The 9,180-nt window shown below is 41.0% G+C and carries 9 protein-coding genes and 3 tRNA genes; 3 read left to right on the top strand and 9 right to left on the bottom strand.

All coding sequences use genetic code 11. From position 1 onward, the window contains the following. Nucleotides 1–4: 4 nt before the first annotated feature. From G2999_RS01125 to lolB, 9 genes are all read right to left on the bottom strand, one after another. Nucleotides 5–88: transfer RNA gene (locus G2999_RS01125), tRNA-Leu, on the bottom strand. 38 nt (nt 89–126) lie between these two features. After that, nucleotides 127–203 (bottom strand) — tRNA-Met (locus G2999_RS01120). A gap of 212 nt (nt 204–415) precedes the next feature. Then, nucleotides 416–1,507: a redox-regulated ATPase YchF gene (gene ychF, locus G2999_RS01115; RefSeq protein WP_010177878.1), complete on the bottom strand. Its 1,092-nt coding sequence runs from the start codon at nt 1,505–1,507 to the stop codon at nt 416–418. Nucleotides 1,508–1,523: 16 nt separating this feature from the next. Beyond that, complete coding sequence (pth, locus tag G2999_RS01110) at nt 1,524–2,108, bottom strand: aminoacyl-tRNA hydrolase (protein ID WP_010177876.1); 585 nt, start codon at nt 2,106–2,108, stop codon at nt 1,524–1,526. Between the two features lie 6 nt (nt 2,109–2,114). Further along, on the bottom strand, nt 2,115–2,744 hold the full coding sequence (locus G2999_RS01105) for a 50S ribosomal protein L25/general stress protein Ctc (protein ID WP_010177874.1): 630 nt from the start codon (nt 2,742–2,744) through the stop codon (nt 2,115–2,117). A gap of 283 nt (nt 2,745–3,027) precedes the next feature. Further along, nucleotides 3,028–3,975 carry a ribose-phosphate pyrophosphokinase gene (locus G2999_RS01100; protein WP_029257312.1) on the bottom strand — a complete coding sequence of 316 codons (948 nt, stop codon included), beginning with the start codon at nt 3,973–3,975 and terminating at the stop codon, nt 3,028–3,030. A gap of 36 nt (nt 3,976–4,011) precedes the next feature. Then, nucleotides 4,012–4,087, bottom strand: a tRNA-Gln gene (locus G2999_RS01095). A gap of 11 nt (nt 4,088–4,098) precedes the next feature. Next, nucleotides 4,099–5,016 (bottom strand): 4-(cytidine 5'-diphospho)-2-C-methyl-D-erythritol kinase, encoded by a 918-nt coding sequence (gene ispE / locus G2999_RS01090; protein ID WP_232222387.1) that lies wholly within the window; start codon nt 5,014–5,016, stop codon nt 4,099–4,101. A gap of 97 nt (nt 5,017–5,113) precedes the next feature. Continuing rightward, nucleotides 5,114–5,839 (bottom strand): lipoprotein insertase outer membrane protein LolB, encoded by a 726-nt coding sequence (lolB, locus tag G2999_RS01085; protein ID WP_010177870.1) that lies wholly within the window; start codon nt 5,837–5,839, stop codon nt 5,114–5,116. A gap of 49 nt (nt 5,840–5,888) precedes the next feature. On the opposite strand from lolB, the gene hemA reads away from it, so the two are divergent. From hemA to prmC, 3 genes are read left to right on the top strand one after another with little or no spacing between them, the layout of a single operon-like run. Continuing rightward, entirely contained in the window at nt 5,889–7,169 is a 1,281-nt protein-coding gene (gene hemA, locus G2999_RS01080) for a glutamyl-tRNA reductase (RefSeq protein ID WP_010177868.1), read from the top strand. 48 nt (nt 7,170–7,217) lie between these two features. Continuing rightward, nucleotides 7,218–8,303: a peptide chain release factor 1 gene (gene prfA, locus G2999_RS01075; protein ID WP_010177865.1), complete on the top strand. Its 1,086-nt coding sequence runs from the start codon at nt 7,218–7,220 to the stop codon at nt 8,301–8,303. Next, nucleotides 8,303–9,163 carry a peptide chain release factor N(5)-glutamine methyltransferase gene (gene prmC, locus G2999_RS01070; RefSeq protein WP_010177863.1) on the top strand — a complete coding sequence of 287 codons (861 nt, stop codon included), beginning with the start codon at nt 8,303–8,305 and terminating at the stop codon, nt 9,161–9,163. Before prfA ends, prmC begins: the two co-directional genes overlap by 1 nt. Nucleotides 9,164–9,180 lie beyond the last annotated feature (17 nt).

Raw genomic sequence — 9,180 nt, 5'->3', positions numbered from 1 at the left:
CACATGGTGCGGAGGAGAGACTTGAACTCTCACGCCGTGAAGCACTGGAACCTAAATCCAGCGTGTCTACCAATTCCACCACTCCCGCACGGAGTTTCTCTTATTTACTTCTACAAGAGAAATAAATGGTGGCTAAGGCGGGATTCGAACCTGCGACCCCATCATTATGAGTGATGTGCTCTAACCAACTGAGCTACTTAGCCACTTACTAAACGAACATAAGATGCTCGTTGAAGCGGGGCGTATTATGCTTATTGTGACTGCACGCGTCAACACTTTTTTAGAGAAAACTCACATTTTGTGTTAACTTTGAACAAAATGCACATTTAGCACACAAATCCGGTAATGCAAGCATAAAAAACGGACCTTCAGGTCCGTTCTAGTAAAGCTTTAAGTAAAATAGCTACACGCTTATTTATACGTTAAATCTAAAGTGGATCACATCACCATCTTTGACGATATATTCTTTACCTTCTAAACGCCATTTACCTGCATCTTTTGCACCCGCTTCACCGCGACCTGCGATATAGTCGTCATACCCAACGATTTCAGCGCGAATAAAGCCTTTTTCAAAATCAGTATGAATTTTACCAGCCGCTTGTGGCGCAGTTGAGCCTTCAGGGAAGGTCCAAGCACGAACTTCTTTAACACCAGCAGTAAAATAAGTTTGCAATGTTAATAGCTCATATCCACTGCGAATAACACGATTTAGACCCGGCTCTTCAAGACCCATCTCGTCCAAGAATTCTGCTTTATCTTCATCATCCAGTTCTGATATTTCTGATTCAATCGCTGCACATACTGCTACGACAACTGCATTCTCTGCTGCCGCGATTGCTTTGACTTTATCAAGTAACGGATTATTTTCAAATCCATCTTCAGCTACGTTGGCAATATACATAGTTGGCTTGATAGTGAGATAATTCATGTAACTAATTGCTGCGAGTTCTTCTTTTTCCAAAGACACAGAACGTAACATCTCACCTTCATCTAAATGCGGTTTGATTTTTTCTAGTACTTTCATTTCAAATTTAGCATCAGCATCGCCACCTTTAGCACGTTTACCGACACGTAATAGAGCTTTTTCAGTGGTTTCTAAATCGGCTAACGCCAACTCAGTATTAATGATTTCAATATCATCAGCAGGTGATACGGCGCCAGATACGTGAACGATGTTTTCATCATCAAAACAACGTACTACATGGCCAATGGCATCTGTTTCACGAATGTTTGCTAAAAATTTGTTACCAAGACCTTCGCCTTTAGATGCACCTGCAACTAACCCTGCAATATCAACAAATTCCATGGTCGTAGGAATAATTTTTTGAGGATTAACAATCTCAGCAATCGCATCAAGGCGCAAATCAGGTACTGGTACGACACCGGTATTGGGCTCAATAGTACAAAAAGGGAAGTTAGCTGCCTCTATGCCTGCTTTAGTTAATGCATTGAATAGGGTTGATTTGCCTACATTAGGTAGACCGACGATACCACATTTAAATCCCATGAGAATTGATCCTGTTCTAAGGTGCTGAAAAACTGTGCAGTCGTTGTTGTGCTGCAACTAAATCTTCTTTGATTAATATTTCGGTACTGCGGATTGACTCATCAATGGCAGCATCTATTTGAGCTTGTTCTGTAGCGGGTGCTTTACCTAAAACATAGCCGGTCACTCGGCTTTTATGCCCTGGATGACCTATACCAATGCGTAGGCGAAGAAAATCTTTTTGATTGCCCATGCGCGATACAATATCGCGGATCCCATTTTGACTAGAACTACCGCCAACTTTGAATTTGGCAATACCAGGCGGGAGATCGAGTTCATCATAAGCGACTAAAATGTTTGCTACCTCAATTTTATAGAATTGTGCAATGGCAGCAACAGATTGGCCACTCTTATTCATATAGGTAGTAGGATAGAGCAGGCGCACATCACGTCCAGCAATGTTTGTTCGGCCGGTAAGACCAAAGAATTTGCTTTCAGGTTTTAAAGTACAAGAAAAGGTGCGTGCTAAAGAAGAAACAAACATTTCACCCGCGTTGTGGCGAGTATTTTGATATTCGGGGCCTGGATTACCCAGACCCACGATAAGACGTATATCCGTCAACGCAAATTATTCCGCGTCAGACTCTTCGTCTGCAGCTTCATCGGCTGCTTTGCCTTTAGCTGCTTTGATAGTCACTACAGCTAAATCATGGCTTTCACCTTTAGCAAGTTCAATTGACGATACACCTTCTGGAAGTGTAATGTCAGATAAATGTAGTGTTTGACCAAGTTCAACGTTAGTTAGGTCTACTTCAATGAACTCAGGAAGTTGGCTTGGTAAACAAGATACTTCGATTTCGTTCACGTGATGCTCAGCATGACCGCCTTGAGTTTTGATCGCAGGTGCAGTTTCTTCATTGATGAAGTGCACAGGCACGTTGGTGTGTACAGCTTTAGAAGCATCTACACGTAAGAAATCAACGTGTAAGATTTTTGGCTTGTACGGGTGACGTTGCATATCTTTTACTAGCGCTTCTACTTTTTCGCCGTCAACATCAAGTGTTAGAACGTGAGAGTAAAATGCTTCAAACTCTTGCGCTTGCATTAGTTTGTTGTGTGCTAAAGTTAAAGATACTGGCTCTTTATCTGCACCGTAAAGGATTGCTGGTACTTTGTCTGCGTGACGTAGGCGGCGGCTCGCACCTTTCCCTAGGTCAGTACGGACTTGTGCTTCTAAATTGAAGATTGCTTCAGACATATTGATGTCTCCAAGTGATAGTATAATAGTCGTTGGATTTTGCGACCAAATCCAACCTGAAAGTAGTTAAAAAACTACAGCCCCAAATTTGAGGGCGACGAATTCTATCATTTATTAGTGATTAAAAGCAATGAATAACATATGGCTATTGGCAGTATTAGACCAATTTGTATGTAATTGAGTGTGAAGTAGATAAAGACGTTAGGAGAATGTGATTAATAGCCCAGTCAATTCTTTATACATTAACTGGGCCATTAGAGGTGCGAATGCACAGCATTATTATTTAGTAATCAAACATCGCACTAATAGATTCTTCGTTAGAAATACGACGAATAGTTTCAGCCAGCATGTCTGATAGTGTGAGTTGTTTCACTTTACTGACTTTTTGCATTTTCTCGCATAATGGAATACTGTCAGTCACGATTATTTCATCAATGACGGAAGCTTCTAAGTTCTCTGCTGCTTTACCAGAGAAAATGGCATGTGTCGCATAAGCATAAACATTACGTGCACCATGTTCTTTTAATGCTTCTGCCGCTTTTGCTAGGGTACCACCAGTATCAATCATATCATCAACGATTATACAGTCACGACCTTTTACATCCCCAATGATGTTCATCACTTTTGCCACATTGGCTTTTGGACGACGTTTATCAATAATCGCTAAATCAATATCATTGAGTAACTTAGCTGTTGCACGTGCACGTACCACACCACCGATATCCGGTGAAACAACAACGGGTTCGTGGAAATCACGCTTAAACATGTCATCTAATAAAATAGGGGTACCAAATGCATTATCGACTGGCACATCAAAGAATCCTTGAATTTGCTCAGCATGTAAGTCAATAGTTAATACACGATCAACGCCAACATTAGACAAGAAATCCGCAACGACTTTGGCTGTTATTGGAACACGTGCAGAACGTACACGACGATCCTGACGCGCATAACCAAAATAAGGTATAACAGCAGTAATTCGACCAGCAGATGCACGACGTAAGGCATCAATCATTACGATTAATTCCATTAAGTTATCATTCGTTGGTGCACAAGTGGATTGGATAATGAAAACATCTGATCCACGGACATTTTCATGAATTTCTACAGAAATTTCACCGTCGCTAAAACGACTGACAGTGGCATCTCCTAATTTAGTATATAGGCGTTCAGCTACTTTAAGAGCTAGTTCTGGGACCGCGTTACCGGCAAAAATCTTCATGTCTGGCACAGGTTATTCCTCAGTGCGTAGGTTTATATAAAGAGGTGGCTGGGGTAGCAGGACTCGAACCTACGGATGGCGGGATCAAAACCCGCTGCCTTACCAACTTGGCTATACCCCAATTGTATTCCTTTAGTCCCGAACGTCAAATATGGTCTTTATTTTTGTCTGCAGTGGTGATTCTGCCAGTCCACGACAAATGAATGCATGTCCTGTATTGTCCAATATTTGTTGGTGTTGTATGGTTAACAACGCCTGTTGAGCTGTTTCTTCCTTGTCAAAAATGGCAAATACGCAAGCACCTGTACCAGTCAATCTCGACGGCGCGTAGTGTAACAAGTGCTGTAATAAATTTGCAACCTTCGGATACAAGTTTACGACTAATTGTTGGCAATCATTATGGGTATTGTTAAAAGTATAGTCACAAAAATCAATACTGGGCGTATTTCTGCACAAATCAGGTGAATTAAAAATATCCTTAGTGGAAATATGAATACCTGGATGAATGACCAAAAAAACAGCATCTGTATTAGGTGCCGGGGTGAATTTTTCACCTACACCACGAGCAAACGTCGTTTGTCCGTGGATAAACACAGGCACATCAGCACCTAAGGTTAAGCCAATTGTAGCTAATGTATTATCAGACAAGTGACATTCCCATAACCTATTTAATACCATTAGTACTGTTGCTGCATTAGTGGAGCCACCGCCAATACCACCGCCCATTGGCAGGACTTTCTCAATACTGATATCCACGCCCGCATTAATGTGACAATAATTTTTTAGGATTTTAGCCGCTTTGACAATCAAGTTATCATCATGGGCTACATCAGGAAAAGCAGTCATTAACCTCACTTCGCCAGTGTTATTGGGGGCAAAAGTTAATGTGTCGCCATAATCAGTCATTTGAAATAAAGATTCGAGTTCATGATAACCATCTTGTCGTTGCCCAGTGATATGCAAAAACAAGTTCAGCTTTGCTGGAGAAGGCCATGAGATATGCTGATATTGTGCTAATAATGAAGACATATAATATGATAATTGATCCATGATAAAACAAACAAGATAGTAGTATTTTTCATAGGTGAAGTCATTAAGTTATATGAAATCGACAGACCAATATTGCTAAGTACGTCAGCCATTGTATCTATAACCAGCGCTGCACCTTAATTTTTAAGGTTTGCGGAGTCATTCCTTGTGTTTTTATTGTTAAACGATGGGGCAGTATTAAATGTGCTGCAGATTGAAACTGATCATAGTGGATAATTACTTGGTTAGCACAATTGGTTTGGTCGCAGTGGGGTGTAAACGATTGAATATTTCCAATATTGTTGACTGAGATATCACCTTCATTATCAGTGATGTCTGCTTTTAACCAACGACTCAAATTATCCATCGGTAGCCACCAACCGGTGAGTTCAAAAACAAGCTGTTGAGGGTTATCGCTTTGATAATCTTTACCATCTGCGCTGATAACAATACCATTGCGATCGCGTTTGATGCTCAATACATTAATGCCTAAAAAAGTATTAAAATTTACTTTATAGTCATCATTATTTTGTGACCATATAAAATTGACAGATTGTTTGTCGGTTGGGGTGATAAATGCAAGTTTGCCACTGGCTTGCCATTGTGTAAGTTGTGAGACATTAGCTGCTGCCATCAAGTTGCCTTTGGAAGTTATACTGGTACACCCTTGGATCAGCCACAGTAAGCAGATAGATAGAATCAGTTTAACGAAGGTAAGTGTTGTGATGTTATATGTCATAAAAGGGGGAGAAATATTTTCATTATATAATGGTACATATACTACCCATGTTTTTAAGAAATTACGATACAGGCCTAACGTCTTGATAGATTTACTTTTAATCATGCAGGCTTTTTCGTACAATAACACAGTTATTTAGTCAAAGAACTTATCCATGACCGTCATCGCCTTAGGCATTAATCACAATCCTGCACCTGTTTCGCTACGTGAAAAAGTCGCGTTTACGCCTGATGCGTTAACTGAAGCCTTCGCGAGTTTACAGTTGGTCGATGCTGTCGACGCTTCAGTCGTGCTCTCTACTTGTAATAGAACAGAATTATACTTGCAATTAGGCTGTGCTTTACCGAACCATGACAGTCTGGTTCGGTGGTTAGCTGATTTCCATCAATGTGATTTTGATGAATTATCCGAGCATACTTACATTCATAAAGATAATGCAGCTTTGAATCATATTATGCGGGTTGCATCTGGTTTAGATTCTCTTATCTTAGGTGAACCACAAATTCTGGGTCAGGTTAAGCAAGCCGTCAGCGATGCAAAGCGTCATGATGCATTGACCAGTCAGTTTCAGCGGATCTTTGATCATACATTTCAAGTCGCCAAAAAAGTCCGCACCGACACCGATATAGGGGCCAACGCCGTATCTGTTGCGTTTGCAGCAGTACAACTGGCGAAACAAATTTTTGGCAATTTAGCGCATTCCCGAGTACTTCTCATTGGCGCTGGTGAAACCATCGATTTAGTGGCTAAACATTTACATGAACAAGGCGCTATCAACATTGATGTAGCCAATCGGACCATTGGTAAAGCTCAAGAAATTGCAGCGTTGTTTGATGGGCAAGCGATGACATTAAATCAACTGCCAAGTCATTTACCACAAGCTGATATTATTATTTCGTCAACCGCTTCTCAGTTACCATTAATTGGTAAAGGCATGGTAGAACATGCATTGGAGCAAAGAAAACATAAACCTATGTTGATGATAGATATTGCTGTCCCACGTGACATTGAAGGGGAAGTGGCAAAACTGGATGAAGTGTATTTATATACCGTTGATGACTTACAGCATATTGTGGCCCAAAATTTAGCGAATCGAGAGCAAGCAGCCGAGCAAGCGCAGGTTATGATTGACGAACAAATCAACATGGTGACGCAATGGCAACAAGCACAAAACAATGTAGATGTTGTAAAATCATACCGCGACTCTCAGATTCAAATTCGCGATTCATTACTGACTAAAGCGATAGCTCAGATAGAAGATGGTCAGGATCCTAAAGCGGTGTTAGCGGCGTTTAGTCATAAATTATCTAATCAAATGATGCATGGTCCAACAAAAGCACTAGCACAAGTGGCGCAATTGCAGGATAATCACACCCTTGAAATTTTAACTGATGCGCTTAATCTAGATGTCGAAGGTAATACACCTAAGTCATAATGATTATTAAATCCTGCTAGCGCATAACCTACTATTGTTTGGAAACTCATGAAACCGTCTGTCGTACAAAAACTCGAAACACTTGTTGAACGCTTTGAAGAAGTGCAAGCTTTATTAGGCGATCCCGATGTAATCGGTGATCAAAACCGTTTCCGTTCATTGTCTAAAGAATATGCGCAGCTTGAAGATGTCGTTAAAAGTTTTCGTGATTACCAAGGCGCACAAGAAGACTTAGCATCTGCCAATGAGATGATGCAAGAAGATGATGCTGAAATGCGCGAAATGGCACAGGAAGAAATAAAAGCAGCTAAAGCAAGCATTGAAACACTCGAACAAGCTTTGCAAATTCTTTTATTACCTCGTGATCCACAAGACGACAGTAACTGTTTCTTAGAAATCCGTGCGGGTGCTGGCGGTGATGAGGCAGCAATTTTTGCTGGCGACTTATATCGCATGTATTCACGTTATGCAGAAACCAAAGGTTGGCGTGTAGATTTAGTCTCTGCCAATGAAGGTGAGCATGGTGGTTATAAAGAAGTAATCGCAAATATCATTGGCGATGGCGCTTATGGCGTAATGAAATTTGAATCAGGTGGTCACCGTGTTCAACGAGTACCAGAGACAGAAAGTCAGGGGCGGATCCACACCTCTGCCTGCACCGTAGCAGTATTAGCAGAAGTCGCAGAATCTGAAGCTATTGATATTAATCCGGCTGACTTACGAGTCGATACCTTTCGCGCTTCGGGCGCAGGTGGTCAGCACGTCAACAAAACGGATTCAGCAATCCGTATCACACATATTCCAAGTGGTGTCGTGGTTGAATGTCAGGATGAGCGTTCTCAGCATAAAAACCGGGCAAAAGCGATGTCGGTATTACAATCACGATTAAATAATATTGAAAAAGAAAAGCGCGATGCTGAAGAAGCGTCAACCCGTAAATCGCTGGTGGGAAGTGGTGATCGTTCAGAACGAATCCGCACCTATAACTACCCGCAAGGTCGAGTGACTGATCATCGTATTAATTTAACATTATATAAGCTTGATGATGTTGTCGCTGGGGATGTAGATGCATTACTCGAACCGATCCGTCAAGAGCACCAAGCTGATATGCTTGCTGCATTATCTGAAGACTAATGATGTTAAGTATTGCTCAAGCCTTACAAATTGGTACTGAGCAATGCGTCATTGCTGATGATCCGTTTGCTGACGCTAAAATTGATGCGCAATGTTTATTATGTGCAGTATTAGATTGTAATAGGGCTTACCTGCATACCTGGCCTGATAAAGTGTTATCTTCAACGCAGCAAACTGAATTTTTACACTTCATTGAACAGCGTCAAACAGGGAAGCCAATTGCCTACATTTTAGGCTATCAAAATTTTTATGGATATGATTTTGCTGTTTCACCAGTGACTCTCATTCCGCGTCCTGAAACCGAACAATGCGTCGATCTGGTAATCGCCAAACCTTATATTAAACGTGTATTAGATTTAGGTACAGGTACTGGTGCCATTGCATTATCGATTATCTTACAGAGACCTGAATTGGAAGTGCTCGGCGTTGATTTTGTGCCAGAAGCTGTCATGCTAGCTCAACAAAATGCGCAAAATTTAGCGCCTAAAAGCAATATTTCGTTCAAACAAAGTGACTGGTTTAGTCATGTTGATGGACGCTTTGATGTGATCGTATCTAATCCACCTTATGTTGAGCCTGATAGTCCTTATTTGGCTAAAGGAGACATTCGTTTTGAACCTAATTCAGCGCTTACTGCTGCAGAGAATGGGTTAGCTGATATTATCAGGATTGTATCGGAAGCAAAACACTATCTAAATGAAAATGGGCTAGTGATTTTAGAGCATGGACACACCCAAGGCACTGAAATACGTCAATTAATGACACAAAATGGGTTTACCAACGTAACTACTTTATGTGATTATGCGGGGCAACATCGGATCACTTTAGGTGAACACTGTACTTCATCTAACCCTATATAAATTAACAACAACATTAA

Origin of the sequence: Glaciecola sp. HTCC2999 (assembly GCF_000155775.1) — a bacterium.
GTDB lineage: Bacteria > Pseudomonadota > Gammaproteobacteria > Enterobacterales > Alteromonadaceae > Opacimonas.
The sequence above is the reverse complement of the archived record's forward strand: the minus strand, read 5'-3'. Positions and strand labels throughout refer to the sequence as shown.